General features: G+C 37.3%; 14 protein-coding genes. 6 read left to right on the forward strand and 8 right to left on the reverse strand.

Annotated elements, in window-relative coordinates; translation table 11 throughout:
- The first annotated feature begins 881 nt into the window (after positions 1 to 881).
- Complete coding sequence (locus H6F39_RS07350) at positions 882 to 2,117, forward strand: glycosyltransferase family 4 protein (protein ID WP_137908325.1); 1,236 nt, start codon at positions 882 to 884, stop codon at positions 2,115 to 2,117.
- Here the strand turns inward: H6F39_RS07350 and thiS are convergent.
- Both thiS and H6F39_RS07360 read right to left on the reverse strand, forming a co-directional pair.
- Positions 2,114 to 2,326 (reverse strand): sulfur carrier protein ThiS, encoded by a 213-nt coding sequence (gene thiS, locus H6F39_RS07355; protein WP_137908324.1) that lies wholly within the window; start codon positions 2,324 to 2,326, stop codon positions 2,114 to 2,116. The two genes, H6F39_RS07350 and thiS, sit on opposite strands and share 4 nt — an antisense overlap.
- A 10-nt stretch (positions 2,327 to 2,336) precedes the next feature.
- Entirely contained in the window at positions 2,337 to 3,386 is a 1,050-nt protein-coding gene (locus H6F39_RS07360; RefSeq protein ID WP_190372352.1) for a thiamine phosphate synthase, read from the reverse strand.
- 392 nt (positions 3,387 to 3,778) lie between these two features.
- On the opposite strand from H6F39_RS07360, the gene H6F39_RS07365 reads away from it, so the two are divergent.
- Positions 3,779 to 5,341: a DUF1565 domain-containing protein gene (locus H6F39_RS07365; protein WP_190372343.1), complete on the forward strand. Its 1,563-nt coding sequence runs from the start codon at positions 3,779 to 3,781 to the stop codon at positions 5,339 to 5,341.
- A gap of 83 nt (positions 5,342 to 5,424) precedes the next feature.
- Here the strand turns inward: H6F39_RS07365 and H6F39_RS07370 are convergent, their stop codons facing one another.
- The 5 genes from H6F39_RS07370 to H6F39_RS07390 form a co-directional block, all read right to left on the reverse strand.
- The gene (locus H6F39_RS07370) at positions 5,425 to 6,081 is read right to left on the reverse strand and encodes a hypothetical protein (protein WP_137908321.1); all 657 of its coding nucleotides are present in this window, start codon (positions 6,079 to 6,081) and stop codon (positions 5,425 to 5,427) included.
- Between the two features lie 127 nt (positions 6,082 to 6,208).
- On the reverse strand, positions 6,209 to 8,296 hold the full coding sequence (locus H6F39_RS07375) for an S-layer homology domain-containing protein (protein WP_190372344.1): 2,088 nt from the start codon (positions 8,294 to 8,296) through the stop codon (positions 6,209 to 6,211).
- Between the two features lie 101 nt (positions 8,297 to 8,397).
- Positions 8,398 to 8,913: a fatty acid hydroxylase gene (locus tag H6F39_RS07380; RefSeq protein ID WP_137908319.1), complete on the reverse strand. Its 516-nt coding sequence runs from the start codon at positions 8,911 to 8,913 to the stop codon at positions 8,398 to 8,400.
- Between the two features lie 189 nt (positions 8,914 to 9,102).
- On the reverse strand, positions 9,103 to 9,384 hold the full coding sequence (locus tag H6F39_RS07385) for a hypothetical protein (protein ID WP_199290883.1): 282 nt from the start codon (positions 9,382 to 9,384) through the stop codon (positions 9,103 to 9,105).
- Positions 9,385 to 9,724: 340 nt separating this feature from the next.
- A complete protein-coding gene (locus H6F39_RS07390) occupies positions 9,725 to 10,408 on the reverse strand; it encodes an NYN domain-containing protein (protein WP_137908317.1) in 684 nt (227 codons plus the stop codon).
- A gap of 710 nt (positions 10,409 to 11,118) precedes the next feature.
- On the opposite strand from H6F39_RS07390, the gene H6F39_RS07395 reads away from it, so the two are divergent.
- The 4 genes from H6F39_RS07395 to H6F39_RS07410 all read left to right on the forward strand — a co-directional run bounded on the left by H6F39_RS07395 (position 11,119) and on the right by H6F39_RS07410 (position 15,547).
- The gene (locus H6F39_RS07395; protein ID WP_190372345.1) at positions 11,119 to 11,949 is read left to right on the forward strand and encodes a squalene/phytoene synthase family protein; all 831 of its coding nucleotides are present in this window, start codon (positions 11,119 to 11,121) and stop codon (positions 11,947 to 11,949) included.
- A gap of 44 nt (positions 11,950 to 11,993) precedes the next feature.
- Positions 11,994 to 13,427, forward strand: a complete 1,434-nt coding sequence (hpnJ, locus tag H6F39_RS07400) for a hopanoid biosynthesis associated radical SAM protein HpnJ (protein ID WP_190372346.1) — start codon at positions 11,994 to 11,996, stop codon at positions 13,425 to 13,427.
- A 144-nt stretch (positions 13,428 to 13,571) separates the two neighbouring features.
- Positions 13,572 to 14,408, forward strand: coding sequence for a hopanoid biosynthesis-associated protein HpnK (gene hpnK / locus H6F39_RS07405; protein ID WP_137908333.1), 837 nt, complete (start codon positions 13,572 to 13,574; stop codon positions 14,406 to 14,408).
- 104 nt (positions 14,409 to 14,512) lie between these two features.
- Positions 14,513 to 15,547 (forward strand): molecular chaperone DnaJ, encoded by a 1,035-nt coding sequence (locus H6F39_RS07410; protein WP_190396464.1) that lies wholly within the window; start codon positions 14,513 to 14,515, stop codon positions 15,545 to 15,547.
- A gap of 150 nt (positions 15,548 to 15,697) precedes the next feature.
- On the opposite strand, the gene H6F39_RS07415 is transcribed toward H6F39_RS07410, so the two are convergent.
- Complete coding sequence (locus H6F39_RS07415; RefSeq protein WP_137908313.1) at positions 15,698 to 16,081, reverse strand: DUF2237 family protein; 384 nt, start codon at positions 16,079 to 16,081, stop codon at positions 15,698 to 15,700.
- Positions 16,082 to 16,136 lie beyond the last annotated feature (55 nt).

Raw genomic sequence — 16,136 nt, forward strand, 5'->3', positions numbered from 1 at the left:
GACGGAATATGTAGCACCTATAGTCCAGTGGGTTTGACTTTTAATGAATGATGTAAGCATAGTAACAATTAAAATTTTACATTTACTACCTATTAAGTATAGGGGCAAGTTGAAAAATTTGTTCATATATAGGTTGTAATGTAGCAAATCTAGCTATGATTAACGCCTAAATATTTTCAAATTAATGGCGGGTAAATGCAATGATTGATACCCTGAATTTTGATGAAAATCATGTAAGCAACACAGGTAAAAATAATGGGCATTATTAAATCATTATTTGGCAGTAAATGCTATCATGCAGATTACAAAATTGCTGGCTATTTTCTGGCGATCTGGCACGAAAATAGCCAATATTTAGGGTATTATAGGGGAAATAGTTAGATTGAACAATTTTCCAAGTAGTTTCTGAGTAATCTCTTGGAAGTGTCAATGATAAATCATAGCTATCTTTGATGATGCAGATAACTTGTCCAGCATTGATAACATTGAGCAAATTCAATAATAATTGGCAACAAAATAGGTAATAAATTTATAGTTTTGTCAGGAAGGTGTTTCATAATATAAATTCATCTTGATCTTGTGTATTAATTAGAAAGTGAGAGTTTTACTTATCAGCAAAAATGTCAATACCTAATTTTAATATCGCAAATTTTTTGCTCATATCCAGCATTAAAAAATCCCTATTTCTACCTCCTTTCTGTTGTTAAATTTCTCAAAAATGATTATCTCAATCTCAATTTCTGTAATCACTAATCTGTGGAAATTACCAGTTAGATAGTTTTAGCAATTTATTCAGATGGCTATTGAGCAGTAAGTAATGAATCTTGGTGAATTTAATTCAAGATAACGCCTTAATTCTAGTTAATTTATGAGGCTTAATTATGGAAAATATATCGCAACTAGGGTTACAAGTTAGAGATAAAACAGCTTATCCAGATATCCTAGTTATTTCCCGAATATTCCGGCCACAAGAAGCTGTAATTGGTGAATATGTCTATAATCGTTGTTTACAAGATCCAGACCGGGTAATTGTCTTAGCTGGTGGTTGTGCTGGGGATAAAAAATTTGATAAATCCCAGCAATTTCCGGTTTATCGTTGGTTTTATTTTCCTGCTTGGTGCGATAACTGGTTAGGAAATATTCTCCAATCTGGCTTGAATATTACTGCTGCTTTTTTACTAGCTATTAAATTATATTTTCGCTATCATTACCGCTACATTGAATGGTGTCATGGTTATGATTTCCCAGCTTTGTTGGTACTCAGTTATATTTTACCAATTCGCTTTTTTATCTATTTACATGGTCATGATTTACTTCGTATAGCTACTAATCCTTTATGGAGATGGCTATTAAAATTAACTCTCAAACGGGCTGATGGAATTGTTTGTAATAGTTCTCATATTCGCAATTCTTTAAGAAATACTTTTCGTCTAGATACTCCAACTCATGTGATTAATCCAGTAGTCAGGCCAGAAAGATTTGGTACTCCTACTAGTTTTAGTCATATTGATGATTTACGTAACCGCATTCGTCAAACTTACAATATCTCAGAAACAGCAATTGTTATTCTTTCTGTTGGTAATTTGGTTAAATATCAAAACTTTGATCGGGTGATAGATAATATTCCTGTATTGCTAACTATTGGTTTCGATGTTCATTGTATTATTTGCGGTGCAGGATCTTGTGAAAACCAGCTAAAATCGCAAGCCCAAAGACTAAGAATCACTAAACAGGTTCATTTTGCTGGCTATGTACCAGAACGAGATTTAGCCGGTTATTATGCAGCTTGTGATATTTTCGCTATGTTAAATTCAGATGATCATGATGATAACACTATAGATAACTTTGGTTTAGTTTATTTAGAAGCAGGTTATTTTGGTAAACCTGTAATTGCTCCTCGTTTGGGAAGTGTTTTAGATGCAGTTCATCATGAAGAAAATGGTTTATTAGTAAATCCTAATTCTGGCTATGAAGTTCTGCAAACTTTTAATCGTTTGTGTCGAGATTCACAATTACGAGAAAAACTTGGCCGTCAAGGTAAGGAATTAGCAAAACGGAAAAACTATCATCGCTGGTTATATACTCCTGAATCTTCTTCCTCTTGTTTGTTGAATTAACCACCACCAACTATGGTGACTATTTCCAAACAATCACCATTTTTAACTTCAGTTTCTGACCAAAATTGACGATGTAATATTTCACCATTGTATTCTACCGCAACTAAACGAGGATTAAAACCTAGTTGTTGAAGTAATTCTGGTAAAGGAGTTGGGGATAAACAATTGCGAGTTTCTCCATTGACTTGGAGACTAATTTGATCAGACATAAAACCGTTTTTATTTGACTCGATGGAGTTGAGAGAGAAAATACTGTGTTACTAAAGTAGGTTGATCCGATTGCATGAGCGATCGCACTATCGCTACCCGCTGCGCTCCCGCATTCATGACATCATTCAGATTACTCCCATCTATACCCCCAATTGCAAACCAGGGAATTTGACAATTTTGGGAAACATACTTAACATATTCTAAACCCGCTGCGGCTTTACCTGCTTTAGTTGGTGTTTCATACACAGGTCCCACACCAATATAATCTGCACCTTGAGTAATTGCCATTTGCATTTCTTGCGGATTTGTGGTAGAGCGGCCGATAATGCGCTGATTTCCCAGTAATTGACGAGCCACAGCAATGGGTATATCCTGTTGTCCCAAATGTACACCATCAGCATCTACAGCCAATGCTAAATCCACCCGATCATTAATAATGAATAAAGCTCCGTAATGGTGACATAGCTCCCGTAACTGTATAGCCCGTTCTAAACGCACCGAATCATCAGCGGTCTTTTCTCGATATTGTAACAGAGTTAGTCCACCTTGAAGAGACGCTTCCACAATTGCCAATAAGTTGTCTATAGGAGATGTTACCAGATATAAATGCGATTGCCATAATAAACGATGACGCTGATAACCCATCAAATTACTTTCCAGGGTATAAACCTGATAACGCATTTGCTTACAGACCGTTCCCATTTGCATATCCTTTTGAGGGTTATAAAGCTTACCATATTCCTCCAGGACTCTGAGTGCTTCTTGCACACGGCAAAAATTAGCCTGTAATAGAGATGTAATATCAGCCCTTTCTTCCTCTTGGGGGTGGCTTAAATCAGTTCCCGGATCTCCAGGTGTATCTCTTGCTGCTCGTATTTCCGCCGTATGCCAAGTCCCCAATTCTTGACGTAAGTGTTTACATATACTTGAAAACTGGGAATTATTTAAACCAAAGCGACACCATTCTTCAATAATTCGCAAACCCTCACGAGCGCGATCTAAATTAGCATCTAAAATGCGATAAACAGTTTGCTGCGTGTGGCTGTGGGCTGAAACCATTACAGCAACCTCATTTTTATTGCTATTCATCGTAATAGCCGGCCTGATTCATTATGTTTGATGATTAAATATTTGCTAACTAATTATTTTGACATACCCCTCGTCCTTTCATGAGCGAGGATTCCTTGACACTTCACTGACTGGTGCTACCGAAAAGTAGTCTTATCCGGTCTGGAGTGTCCGTTTATAGTCTCCCAATGCCCTGTGGCGACTATACTTAGTCTACCATAAAGTCGTCCTAGAAGGACGGGGCTTGTATCCGATTTTTTTCGGTCAAGGTACAAGTAACATCGTGGATATACTACTATGAATTAATAGTATAAAAATTGATTGTATAGCAGTAGCAGTTGATATACTATGCTTAGTATGTGTTTTACAGGAGTCTTATAGAAATGATAATTCCAGAAAAATCTGTTAACACCCCTAATAATTCCGTGAGTTTCTCAATTTTCAGTTTAACAGTTAGTTTAGGATTTACAAGTCTAACACTCTTAACTACCAGTTTCCATAGCGCCTTTGCTCAAATACCCACAGGATTAGAACAAAAGCTGCCAGACGAGAAAACAATATCTCAGGTTAACCAGTTTTTTGTCAACCCAAGTATAGGAAATGACAAGACAGGTAATGGTAGTGAAAGCGCACCTTGGCAAACAATTAGTCAAGCCTTAGAAAAATCAAAGGCTAACACTTTAATTATCCTCACTCCTGGTACATATAGTACCAAAACTGGCGAAATATTTCCTTTAATGTTAAAACCTGGTGTAGCCATTCAAGGGGATATTAGCAATAAAGGCAAAACTGTGACAATTATTGGAGGTGGTGAATACCTCAGTCGCAGTTTTGGCGGTCAAAATGTGTCCATTGTCGGTGCTAACCAAGCTAGTTTAAGTGGTGTCACTGTTACTAACTCCAATAGTCGTGGTTATGGGTTATGGATTGAATCGAGTAATATTATAGTTCGGGAAAATACCTTTACTAATAATATTCAAGATGGAATTGCTGTCACAGGTGATGGTACAGCTAGTATTAGCAAAAATTATTTTGTTGCCAATGGTGCTAATGGTATAACTATTTCTGGGAATGCTCGCCCGGAAATCAGGGAAAATGTCTTTCAACAAACTGGTTTTGGGATTAACATTGCCCAAAATGCTGCTCCGGTAGTAGTAGCTAACCAAATTCAGGACAATAGATCGGGTATTATTGTCCAAGCAAATGCTACACCACTATTCAGGAATAATTTTATTCAAGGTAACAAAGAAGATGGTCTAGTAGTTATTGCCCAAGGTAGACCAGATTTAGGTAGTAATTATGATCCAGGGAAAAATGTATTTCGGAATAATGGTCGTTATGATATCAATGCCAAAACTGCTAAATTGATAATTTCTGCCGCTGGGAACAATCTGGTTAGTAATCGTATTAGCGGTAAAGTAGATCTTCAAGGTACAAGCGCACCTACGGACGAAAATTCTCCTTCTAATCCTTTACCAACAGCAACTTCAGGGGAGACACCAATCACTTTTTCCGCGCCCACTGTTTCCAATTCTCCTCATCAGAGAAATATAACACCTTTAAGGGTGACAACTGCCCCTAATTCCAATAAATTGCCAGAATCACCAAATAACTCTAATTCACCCCAATTTAATTCTGTGAGACTTGACTCAGGTGCTATTGAATTTGTTGCTCCTCAAGCCGTAAGGGGGGGAAATATTCGTAATTCAGTCTCGCAAAGTTATACAGCTACTGAGAAAAATGTCAGTTATCGGGTGCTTGTATTTGTTGCAAATCAGCAGCAAGAGGATTTAGTCACTTCTTTGACTACTGGTGCTTTTTATAAAGTTTGGCAAGGACGAAGGGTAATGCAAGTGGGAGTATTTAGTAGTCAAGAAAGTGCTTCTGAAGTGGTTAACATCTTCAATAGCAAAGGTTTAAAAGCAGTTATTGACTCTGAGAAGTAAAGTAATGGGTAGTGGTTGATTGATGATTTGTAAAAGCAGAAATACAGAGAACAGAGAACAGAGAACAGAGAACAGAGAACAGACTAAAATGCCAACTCCAAGTTTTCACCAGTGAGGGCTTTGAGTTTGGATGTCAAGGATTCAGTGCGATCGCTCTTTTGGGGGGTAAACTGTCCAATAGGGGGATTATTGGCAGTTTGTTGTGGGGGCAACTGTTGTGCTGGTTGAGGTGAAATGTCCGCAATAATTGCTGGTTGACTTACTTCTGTATTTTCTGCCTCAGTATCCCAGTTTTCTGCTGCTGGTGGTAAATCATGATTTATTTGGTAATTATAACTAACGTTAGCTGGTAATATTTGAGGAAATTGAGGATGTTGATATTGTTCAGTCCTGATCTCCTGTTTAGCAGGTGGTAAAACTGGTAAGGAGAGGGACGTGAGGCGTTCAGGAAATTTGCTACAAATCATGCGCTCAAATTCCATGTTAAAATGATACGTTGTCTCTCCCTTTCGCCGCCAAAAGGTCAAGATTTGCTGTACAGATATAGCTTTATAACGACCTTGATACAAAGCCTCGATTACCGCCAGGTGTAACCAATGAATGGGATATTCTACTTGCCAGCGGTCAATTAACTCACTAGCATTATATCCATTTAGATCAAAGCTATAGTGAGTTAATAATTTAGCTGCTAATTCGGCAGGAGCCGCAAAAGTTTGAGTAACGGGGGATGTTGTTAACATGGGCTATAAATTGCAGGCAATAGGCATAAACATTTCACCCATCGCATCTAGCCTAGCGTACTTTTAGCTACATGAGTGGTTTTTCACCAGCGGCAAAATTGATAGGCAATGTTTTTTATTCTACTTGTCAATTGCTGATCTGCAAAACAATATAAGGTGAGTTAATAATTTTTGTCCGTCGAGTAGCTACTAATGCTTGATAGACCATGGCCGCCACTTCAGCACGAGTGGCTTCCCTAGTAGGTGCAAGCAAATTGGGATCTGGATAATTAACAATAATTTTTTGTTGGGTAGCGATAGTAACTGCTGTTTGGGCATATTCAGGAATTTTATTCTGGTCTTTGTAGGTTAAGGTCTGTTGATTAGTTGCTGAGAGTCCCAGTCCGTTGACCAAGGAGACGATGATTTGTAACCTTTGAACCTTTTGGTGGGGACGAAAGGTGCGATCGCTAAATCCGCCCACAAAACCGCCTCTAGCGGCTATTTCAATGGCGTTAGCCGCCCAAAAATCCTTGGGTATGTCCGTAAATTCGGGGCTAGGGCGTTTAGCAGGGGGGTTAAAGGCCGTGGCAATTAAAGCCGTGTATTGGGCGCGGGTCATGGCTTGATCTGGTTGGTAAGTCCCATCAGCAAAACCTTGACTTAAGTTCATACTAACTAATGCCCGAATAAATGGTTCTGCCCAATGTCCGACAATATCACAGAAGGAGGGAATCTCTGTCTCTGGTTTGACAATATAGGAACAAGGGAGGGGATTTTCTTTGCCTATGGCTAGTAATGCCTGGTAAATTAGGGCGGCTACTTCGGCGCGGGTAATTTCCCGCAGCGGTTCTAATTGATCTGGTTGGGGATAATTCACCACTAATAATTTTTGGGTAGCTACGGTAGCGATCTTGGTGGCATAACTGGGAATTTGGGCGCGATCGCGGTATACCATTAAGATGTTAGGATTACCACCACTCAATTTTAAACCGTTGACAATGGAGACTAAAGCTTGAATTTTTGTTAAATTATTTTCTGGTCGAAATGTCCCATCGGGAAACCCTGTCAAAAAGCCGTTCTCAGCAGCACTGGCTATGGCTTTGGCCGCCCAAAAGTTCGATTTAACATCTTTGAATCTATCTAGTTGCTTACTCTCAGGAAGTTGGAATGTCTTAGTAATCACAGCCGCATATTGAGCGCGGTTAATCGGTGTGGCTGGTTGAAAAGTCCCGTCGGGAAAACCGCTAATAAAACCTTTGCTAACCAGGGCTTCCACAAAAGCAACGGACCAATGTCCTTCTAAATCGGCAAATCTGCTACTAACTCCTATTTGACTGGGGGTATCAACAGTAGCAGTTATGAAGTCTATTAATCCAATCACCCGGGCAGGATTTAACTGATTACCAACGGAGATGATTTTTTGATTTGTAACATTTTGTAAATCGAATTTCCCCTGTTCCCGAAAAATGTTGTCGGCAGGATCTTGGGGATTTCCTAAATCGGGAACGGCATTACCATTGACTAACAAACCTCCTTGGGTATTACCGACAATCAGATTTCGTCGTAATACGGGTCTAGCATCACGAGCAAGGGCGATCGCTGTCCCATTTGCTGAAAGTTTATTATTTGCCACTAAAGGGGCTGCAAAGTCACTAATGGCTATACCTAAAGCGTTGTTTTGAAATAAATTCCGCAGCACTTCCCCTTTGCTATTCCTAGCCATGACTAACCCACTGAATTGATTATTAATAAATAAATTATCCATAATACCCGGTTTAGCATTGCCAGTAGTAAAGATTCCTTCTCTAGCACAGTTCTTAAATGTACTATTGGCTACCGTAGGAACTGATGATTCAATCCAAACACCAGTACCTTTGGCTATGGTATTAATCACGGTTACACCTAAGAGACTGGCATCACCTCGTAATAGTAAAGTGATATTCTGTAACCCGAAACTAGAGCTTTGATATTCCCCACTGCCAGAAATGATAATTTCCTGGCCTTTATTGGCTTCATTACCTACTACCAATACCCCCTGTGGAATGATGAGGGGAAATACCTCTCCATTTGCTGTTCCATAAGTTCCATTGGCCAACTGAATAATTGTTGATGTTTTTGCCTGTTTTAGGGCGCAGGTAATACTTTTCAAGGGATTGAGACGAGAACCAGTATTACTATCCTTTCCTGTAGCAGGATTCACATAAATTGTAGCAATAAGACTAGAATTAACCATTGGTTGTCAAACTCGTATGGTTTAAATGGTGACATCCATAAATTAACCATACTTTTGACACACTGAAAATTTCAAGTTGATAATTTTAGTCAAAATCTAGTTCATCCAGAAATGTGAGTTTCTGTGTGAGAACGCCAATTAATTCTTAATAGACGTAACCAACCCATCCAAATTCTCGCAGGTTGGTCAAAAAACGTGAAAATATCGCCAAAGCCCAAGTTAGTTTTTTGGTGATGTAACCAATGTTGTTCTGGTGTAGTAATAAACAATAACCTACACAAAACAATTACAGCTTGAGGTGTTTGCCTCCCTAAGGAAGTTACGTGTCTCCACCACACATGGAACTGACCAAACAATAAACCACAAATTACGCCAATGGGAGATAAACCCCATAACCAGAATGCTATCAGTAAATAAGGTAAAGCTCCCAAAATCCCATCTAAAACCACGTGGGGATTAAATGTTAAAATGGCATAGTGGCGGAAATTCTTTTTCGAGGAGTGGTGAGTTGTCAGGTGGAGGCTACCAAAAACGTGTTCAGGTACATGATAGAAAAAGGTGGAAAGGAAATCCCCCAAAATCAGTAGTAGCCAAGAGACAGCAATAGCCTCAATCATTTGATATCCTGTATACATCTATAAGCTGATAGATATACTATATTTTTTTATTTTATATTTGTGATTTTATCACTAACGGCATAACCAGAGAACAAAGATTGAGTTAACATCAGTATAAATTTAGGTTAAATTATCTATTGAGGGAATAGGTCTTAAAATTCAAATTCCTAGATTGTTGCCGCTGAGAATTTAAATATGACAAAATAAATCATGATAACACAGCCAATCTTCATGTACTGAACTTAAATAGTAGGAAATACCAACAGCGAATATTGCTAAAAGTACGGGAAATAGAACAGTAAATTCTAATTTGCCTTTTTTAACTACTTCTAAGCAAGAGATAACAATAGCTACAGGCCAGAAGATTGTAGTAATGATGAACATCATAAATGATAAAAATTTATCCTCTGGAGAAGATGTAGGGGAACGGAGGGAAAAAGTTAACCAATTAGTAAAAAAATATGCAGTCATTAGCAAATAGCTAATAAATAAAGTTAACTGGATTTGATTCACAGCACTTACTCCTTTAATAATATAAGTTAAGTTCTCATAAATATATCTATTTAAGATACATTTTGACTGAGTGCTAAAAACACATTAATCAGCAATCATACTTGATTTAAAGCTGCATTTTAGAGTATGGTGATTATGCTTATTAATGTTAATTAGCCGTTTCTAGACTGGTATAGCATAGATATTAAAAAAGTGGCAAATAAAATGAAAAATTAGATACCCTCCAAGTTAAAAATTCAAAGTTAGTATAATAAATGTCTAATTATTTAGAAACGATAATTCACAAATTATTGGGAATTTAAAACTGGTAATTAGAAGAACTTCGATAACTACAGCTGATACAAGAATCCTTTTTAAGATGTTGTTTAATACTGTCAAAATCAGTAAATTCATCAGCTACATCAATAAGATAGTCACTAGTTGTTGTTTGTAAACCAATTACCTCTACCCTAGCTCCCATACCGCTAACTGCATTGACAGCATAGGATAGATCTCCATCTCCACTGACCAAGATAGCCGTATCATAATAAGGTGCTAAAGTAATCATATCAACGGCAATTTCCACATTCAGATTTGGTTTTTTGTAATTATCTACAACTACACTCATATCTTTAGTAACTACACGATAGCCATTTCGACGCATCCATAATAGAAATCCCTGTTGCCTTTCGTTGCCAATATCCAATCCTGTATAAAAGAATGCCCGTAATAGACGAGAGGTTTTAGTTAAACTACAAAGCAATTTTACATAGTCAATTTCAATTCCCAATTGCAACGCGGTCTGAAATAGATTTAATCCATCAATGAAAATTGCAACGCGACCACGATTTTCATCATCATTTAATGCAGTATTGTTGACTGTATTGACTGGATTAGATTCTTTCCCTTTAATAGTGCCTTTAGTAGTTGGACAATACCTTTGAGGTTTTTCTTTAAGTTCTTTATATTCGTTGTTTTTTTTGCTAAGATGATTAAACTGCATTGATACCTCTAGATGTTATTATAGGGATGTTAGGAGTAAATCGAAAGTAGTACAATCTTGACTAATTTATTGACACTGCCCTAGTTAAATTAACAGTTATCAGGTATATTTTAGGCAATTTTTTGCAAGTAAATATATATTTTGCGATTTACCTGCATTTATTTTACACAAAATGCACGCTTTTGGGAAAAATTTACTATTAATTTACTATTTATTAAATATTTTATATATTATGTACCAGGGAATCAGCGAGGCTGCAAGAGGAAAGTAGATATGCAGGCCGTTATTACAAAAAATTAAGATCAGATGGGATTTATGTAGGATTGTTATTAAACTTAGTCTTTAAAAAGACATAAATTTATGGTAGTAAACTTACCCAATATTTCCGATAATTTTTTCCCAGGGTATTAGCAGTGAATTAACATTAGTTAGTGTTAAGTAGTAAGAGTTTACTGTGATACTCAGAAATTAGGTTTGTTGATATCTACTCCTGTAGCAAAAATTCTTGTCACCAAAACCTTATATACTAGACTAAACTTTGATAAACTTCAGATTTGTGTTAAGTAAGACACGATAAACTATTAGTTCCTAGATTAAATACTAGGATATTTATGGTTTTTAAGGTTTAGTAAAAACTAAATCCAGTATCATTGAAAAATCAAAGAAAAATCAAAAATTGTGTGTGGTGTGAAAATCAAGGAGTGAACAAAATGGATTTACGTGGAGATGCGTTGCAAATCCTCAAAGAGACTAGTCGAACTTTTTATATCCCAATTAGTATTTTACCATCAGGATTGCAAGAAGCAGTGGCATCGGCATACCTGTGTATGCGAGCCATTGACCAAATCGAAGATGATCCAATTCTGGATCATAAGACCAAAAAACGCTTGTTGCAAAATATTAGCCTGACATTACAATCTGGAGTAGATGGTTTTCCGCTTGATGCCTTTTCTGTGGTGTTTAAGGGACAAGAAAATTCTTTGGAAGAAGTCAGTTTACGCATTAGAGAATGGTCAATATTAGCACCGGAAAGTATTGCTCCACGGATTTGGGATGCAACGGCCGCAATGGCCGATAGAATGGCTTATTGGGCAGATAGAAATTGGAAAATAGAAACTGAAGCGGAATTAGACCGTTATACATTTGGAGTAGCGGGTGCGGTAGGGTTGTTACTCTCAGATTTATGGAACTGGTATGATGGAACCCAAAGCAACCGGACTCAAGCCATAGGATTTGGTAGGGGTTTACAAGCGGTAAATATTCTCCGTAACAATTCTGAGGATTTAACTCGTGGGGTAAATTTTTTCCCAGCGGGTTGGAATAAGGACAATCTCCAAAAATATGCTCGTCGCAATTTGATCTTAGCAGATGCTTATACCAAATCCTTGCCAAAAGGACCGGCCTTGCAATTTTGCCAAATTCCTCTGGCTTTAGCTCATGGTACTCTTGATGCTTTAGCAAATGGCAAGGAAAAGCTCAGTCGTAGTGATGTTGTTTCACTGATTGAAAACTTGATGAGTGTAAATGCTAAGGCTAGTTAGGTAAAAATTGACCAAAGTAAAAAATTTGCGTGTGAGAGATATTCATGAAAACTACTTTATTTTTGAGTCCACCGTCTTTTGATGGTTTTGATGGTGGTGCAGGAGCGCGGTATCAAGCAAAACGAGAAATTACCTCCTTTTGGTATCCGACTTGGTTAGCACAACCTGCGGCTTTAGTGCCTGGTAGTAGGTTAGTTGATGCACCTCCCCATGGGCAAACGGTGGATGATGTGCTGAAAATTGCCAAGGATTATGAACTGGTAATTATGCACACTAGTACACCGTCCTTAGCGAATGATGTTAAGTGTGCGGAGACGATAAAAGCACAAAATCCGAGTGTGCAAATTGGCTTTGTAGGAGCGCACGTTGCTGTTTTACCAGGGGAAACTTTACAGGAAAATCCGGTCATTGATTTTGTTTGTCGCAATGAATTTGATTATACCTGCAAAGAATTAGCAGAGGGGAAACCTTGGGATGAAATCAAGGGTTTGAGTTATCGGGATAAGTTGGGTAATATTCACCACACGGAGGAACGTGCTTTAATTCATGATTGGGATGCTATGCCCAGTGTATTACCAGTTTACGCCCGTGATTTGGATATTAGTAAATATTTCATTGGTTATTTGCAACATCCTTACATATCTTTTTATACTGGGCGGGGTTGTCCAGCAAAATGTACTTTTTGTTTGTGGCCACAAACCATTGGCGGACATTTATACCGTCATAAAAGCCCGGATGCGGTAGGACGAGAAATGGAGGAAGCCAAGGTTTTGTTTGGGGACAACGTGCGGGAGTATATGTTTGATGATGATACTTTTACCATTGATAAACATCGAGCGATCGCAATTAGTCAACATCTGAAGCGACTGAATTTAACTTGGAGTTGCAATGCCCGTGCTAATTTAGATTATGATACCCTCAAAACCTTGCGAGATAATGGTTTAAGGTTGTTATTAGTAGGTTTTGAATCTGGTAATCAACAAGTTCTGAATAATATTAAGAAGGGTATTAAGTTGGAAGTGGCGCGAGAATTTATGAAAAATTGCCACAAATTGGGTATTACTGTCCATGGGACATTTATTATTGGCTTACCAATAGAAACAAAGGAAACTGTAGAAGAAACAATTCGCTTTGCTTGTGAATTGAGTCCCCATACAATTCAAGTTTCTATTGCTGCACCTTATCCAGGTACAGAATTGTATGACCAAGCGCGAGAAAATGGTTGGTTTGCGAATGAATCTTTAGTAGCAACTTCCGGTATTCAAACTTCAACTTTGCAATATCCAAGCCTTTCTAGTGGGGAAATTGAAGACGCAGTAGAAAGAATGTATCGTAAGTTTTACTTCCGTCCCAAAGCGATTATTCCCATAGTGCGGGAAATGCTGGGAGATAGACAAATGTTAGTGCGTCGTTTGCGGGAAGGTAAGGAGTTCTTTGCTTATTTAAGTGAACGTCGGACTCAAGCTTTAGCTAGGTAAATCGTCTGATAGCGTAGCGTGAGGTAGCCATATCAGGATTTACAAGATTTAAGGATGTTCAGGATTTGATTTAATAATCCTGTTAATCCTTTAATCCTGGTTATCCTGATTCTGACATTTTTAATCCTAATTATGTATATACCAATGTCTTATTTAATTATTAATGCTGATGATTTCGGATTTTCTCATGATGTGAATGCAGCGATTATTCAAGCTCACGAAGAAGGTATTTTAACTAGCACTAGTTTAATGGTAACTGGTGATGCTGCACAAGAGGCGATCGCTTTAGCAAAAAATCATCCTCATTTAGCGGTTGGTTTACATCTGGTTTTAGTTTGCGGTAAATCTGTTTTACCACCAGCACAAATTCCCCATTTAGTAGACTCTCAGGGTAATTTTTCCCATAACCCCACCCAAGCCGGATTAAATTATCAATTTAATCAAGCTACCCGTGCAGAATTGCGGTTAGAAATATCTGCTCAATTAGAAAAATTCCGTGATTCTGGTTTAAATCTGGCTCATGTTGATGGACATTTACACCTTCATGTACATCCTGTAATTTTGAATATTTTAACAGAATTTGCAGCAGAATTTAAGATTAAATTCATTCGTTTACCTTCAGAAGAATTGACCAAAAATCTCAAAATTGATAGACGTAATTTACTCACTAAAATAATTTGGTCTATTGTCTTTGGACAATTACGACACTATGGAGAAGGTTTATTAAAAGCCCATCATATTAACTTTGCTGATAGGGTTTATGGATTGTTACAAACTGGTAACATAAGTGAAGAATATTTACTGAGTTTGATACCGCAAATTGAAGCCGAGTTAGTAGAGATTTATGCTCATCCTGCTTTGGTGAATACTGATACAAATAACTGTGGTGAAATAGAATTAAAAGCTTTGTTAAGTCATAAAGTGCGGGAATTGCTGACTGTGAAGGGGTTTGAGTTGAGTAATTATCACCAGTTAATTTAATTAAAAATCTTGTATAAACCTTGTATAAACATAAATATATAAAATATAATAAATATAATATTATTTGTGTTCGTTTATCAACCCTAAGCTTAATTGTATCTGCCATGCCACGCAAAACAAAAACAGCATCCTCAACCACAGTAACTCCCCTAGCACTATCTGACTTACATCTTCAGTTAGAGGGTTTAGAAAAAGAACACCAATCTCTATTAAAGCAAATTAAAAGAAAGCGTGCAGAATTAAATAACTTTATTGAAAAAATGCGTTCTTTAACAAAAGAGGTATTTCATAAAGCCAGTCCTAATATGAAAAAAATGGCAGAATTAGATGAGGAAATTCATGCTTTATTTGCGGAAATTTTCACTACAAGAAAACTGGGAAAACAAACTCAGAAAAGGATAGAATCTTTGTACAGAAGTTTGCAAATGGGAGGAATTATTAGTTATAAAGCCACTGAAGAAGATCAAGAATTAGAGGAATTATCTGAAAATGATAACTTTCAAGAAAATCATCAAAGTCGTCAATATTGGGAAGCAGAAATAAATTCAGAATCCCCTGTGGGTAAAACAGATGAATCTAGAAAGGTACGACAGATATTTTTGCGGTTAGCGGAGATATTTCACCCTGATAAGGTTAAAGACAATGAAACCCAAATGACTCACACAGAAATTATGAAAGAAATTAATAAAGCTTACCAAGAGGGGGATTTAGCGAGACTTTTAGAAATTGAACGTAAATATGAAGTAGGAGAAATAATTGATAATAATAGCGAAAATGATTTAAATCGTAAATGCAAAACCATAGCACAACAAAATGAAATTCTCAAAAATCAGTACGATAAATTGAAGCAAGAACTCCGGTTAGCAAAAAATACCCCAGAAGGAACAATGGTTGCTGACTACAAAAAAGCAACCAAACAAGGTGTTGATTGTATTGCATTAATGCTAGAAACCATGCAAACTCAAATTAAGTTGGTTGCGGGGATTCGTGATTTTGTTCAAGACTTTAAAGAGCAGAAAATAACCATTAAAGAATTTCTCGCAGGTCCAGAAAGTCTCCGTTCTAATCGGGAGGATATGATGGAAGACCTACTGGAAAAAATGATGGAAGAATTTGGGGAGATGATGAATTTTAGTTAGCAAATAATTTTCAGATTTGCTAAAATACAGCAAGTTCAGCTTGAGTGAGGTACACCTTGTGCGGGCAAGATGCCCGCACCACAAAAGTTTTATTATTAATATCTGTACTTCATAATATCGGGAACTGCTGTATTTGCTAATAATTATTAATTAACCATTTTTCTCATTACGAATTACTCGATGTTTTTGCAAATCTGCTAAATTACAAACTTCTAACGCCCTAGCATGAGTAGCTTCTAAAACTACGGTCGGTGCAACACCAGCTTCTAGGGCTTCTTGCCATCTGGCAGCGCATAAACACCAACAATCACCGGGTTTTAAGCCAGGAAAGCTAAAATAAGGTGCAGGTGTACTCAAATCATTACCCTGGGATTTAGTATATTGTAAAAATTCCTCTGTCACTTGAGCGCAAACGACGTGCATTCCCACATCTTGACCACCGGTAGTACAAAATCCGTCGCGGTAAAAGCCAGTCATGGGAGAAGTACAGCAAATTTCTAATTTTGTTCCCAGTACGTTTTTAGGTTCTGTCATTTGATTTTAGATTTTAGATTTTAGATTTTAGATTGATTTCACGGTCACTTGTACC

The organism is Dolichospermum sp. FACHB-1250 (assembly GCF_014696335.1).
GTDB lineage: Bacteria > Cyanobacteriota > Cyanobacteriia > Cyanobacteriales > Nostocaceae > Dolichospermum > Dolichospermum planctonicum.

Coding starts and splice junctions, on each gene's coding strand:
- H6F39_RS07360 (WP_190372352.1), bottom strand. CDS start 3,386: ATGGTTTCAGCCCACAGCCACACGCAGCAAACTGTTTATCGCATTTTA.
- H6F39_RS07390 (WP_137908317.1), bottom strand. CDS start 10,408: ATGCAGTTTAATCATCTTAGCAAAAAAAACAACGAATATAAAGAACTT.
- H6F39_RS07410 (WP_190396464.1), top strand. CDS start 14,513: ATGCCACGCAAAACAAAAACAGCATCCTCAACCACAGTAACTCCCCTA.
- H6F39_RS07395 (WP_190372345.1), top strand. CDS start 11,119: ATGGATTTACGTGGAGATGCGTTGCAAATCCTCAAAGAGACTAGTCGA.
- H6F39_RS07370 (WP_137908321.1), bottom strand. CDS start 6,081: ATGTTAACAACATCCCCCGTTACTCAAACTTTTGCGGCTCCTGCCGAA.
- H6F39_RS07385 (WP_199290883.1), bottom strand. CDS start 9,384: ATGACTGCATATTTTTTTACTAATTGGTTAACTTTTTCCCTCCGTTCC.
- hpnJ (WP_190372346.1), top strand. CDS start 11,994: ATGAAAACTACTTTATTTTTGAGTCCACCGTCTTTTGATGGTTTTGAT.
- hpnK (WP_137908333.1), top strand. CDS start 13,572: ATGTCTTATTTAATTATTAATGCTGATGATTTCGGATTTTCTCATGAT.
- H6F39_RS07365 (WP_190372343.1), top strand. CDS start 3,779: ATGATAATTCCAGAAAAATCTGTTAACACCCCTAATAATTCCGTGAGT.
- H6F39_RS07380 (WP_137908319.1), bottom strand. CDS start 8,913: ATGATTGAGGCTATTGCTGTCTCTTGGCTACTACTGATTTTGGGGGAT.
- thiS (WP_137908324.1), bottom strand. CDS start 2,326: ATGTCTGATCAAATTAGTCTCCAAGTCAATGGAGAAACTCGCAATTGT.
- H6F39_RS07350 (WP_137908325.1), top strand. CDS start 882: ATGGAAAATATATCGCAACTAGGGTTACAAGTTAGAGATAAAACAGCT.
- H6F39_RS07415 (WP_137908313.1), bottom strand. CDS start 16,081: ATGACAGAACCTAAAAACGTACTGGGAACAAAATTAGAAATTTGCTGT.
- H6F39_RS07375 (WP_190372344.1), bottom strand. CDS start 8,296: ATGGTTAATTCTAGTCTTATTGCTACAATTTATGTGAATCCTGCTACA.